Here is a 1,315-nt window from a genome sequence, read left to right as displayed (position 1 = left end):
TCTGTGTAAGTCCCGCGACCCGGGGCCCGTCCCCGAGGAACGGAGGCGAGGCATGGCGAGGAGGAAGAGGGACGCGCGCGCCGAGGAGATCGCGGCGGCGATCCTCGAGGAGTCCGGCGCCAGGACGGCCGACGAGGCGCAGGAGGCCCTGAGGAGGATACTGGGGCCCGCCATAGAGGCGATGCTGAGGGCCGAGCTCGACGCCCACCTGGGCTACCCGAGCAACGACAAGTCCCCCAAGGCGAGCCCCAACCGGAGGAACGGCTACACCCCGAAGACCGTCAGGACGTCGGCCGGGGAGGTCGAGATATCGGTCCCGCGCGACCGCGACGGCTCCTTCGAGCCGGTGGCCGTCCCCAAGGGCAGCTCCGACCTCTCCGGGGTCGAGTCGCGGGTCCTGTCGATGTACGCGCGCGGGATGTCCCAGCGCGACATCGCCCAGACGGTCCGCGAGATATACGGGTTCTCGATGAGCGCCGAGACGGTCTCGGCGATAACCGACAGGGTCCGCGAGGACCTCGAGCGCTGGAGGTCCCGCCCGCTCGAGCCCGTGTACGCGTTCCTGTTCGTCGACTGCATGTACGTCCCGGTCCGCGACGGCCGCGGGGCGCGCAACGCCGCGGTCTACGTCGCGCTCGCCTACGACCTGCAGGGAAGGAAGGACGTGCTGGGCCTGTGGATGGACGACGCCGAGGGCGCGCACCGCTGGATGCAGGTCTTCGACGAGCTGAGGGCGCGCGGGGTCGAGGACGTGCTCTACGTGAGCGCCGACGGGGTCTCGGGGCTCGCCGAGGGCCTGCGCTCGGTGTTCCCCGGCGCGGTGTGCCAGCGCTGCATAGTCCACCTGGTCCGCAACTCCACCAAGTACGTGCCCCAGAAGGAGTGCGCCGCCTTCTGCCGCTCGATACGGGCGGTCTACGCGGCCCCGTCCCTGGCCGCGGCCGGGGCGGCCTGGGAGTCCTTCAGGGCCGAGTGGGCCCGCTACCCCGGCGCGGTGGCGGTCTGGGAGCGCAGCATCGACCAGGTCTGGCAGCTGTTCTCGTGCGGCTCGGAGGTGAGGAGGGTGATGTACACGACAAACGCCCTCGAGTCGGTCAACGCGAGCTTCAGGAGGGTCGTGAGGCGCGGCTGCTTCCCGGGCGAGGGGGCGGTGATGAAGCTGCTCTACCTGAGGGTGCTCGAGCTGTGCCGCCGGTGGGGGGAGGGCTGCCACCACGCCGGCTGGTCCCAGGTGCGCAACCAGCTCCTGTGCGACGAGGGCATAAGGCGCAGGGTGGAGAGGTACATGTGAGAGGACTTACACAGAGTTCTTGAC

Annotated in this window: 1 protein-coding gene; it reads left to right on the top strand. The window is 70.2% G+C overall.

All coding sequences use genetic code 11. The annotated features are described in order from the left end of the window. Nucleotides 1–52 precede the first annotated feature (52 nt). A complete protein-coding gene (locus tag KHZ24_11890; protein ID MBS5451887.1) occupies nucleotides 53–1,291 on the top strand; it encodes an IS256 family transposase in 1,239 nt (412 codons plus the stop codon). Nucleotides 1,292–1,315 lie beyond the last annotated feature (24 nt).

The organism is Coriobacteriia bacterium, assembly GCA_018368455.1.
Classification (GTDB): Bacteria; Actinomycetota; Coriobacteriia; order Coriobacteriales; family UMGS124; genus JAGZEG01.
The sequence above is the reverse complement of the archived record's forward strand: the minus strand, read 5'-3'. Positions and strand labels throughout refer to the sequence as shown.

Coding starts and splice junctions, on each gene's coding strand:
- KHZ24_11890 (MBS5451887.1), top strand. CDS start 53: ATGGCGAGGAGGAAGAGGGACGCGCGCGCCGAGGAGATCGCGGCGGCG.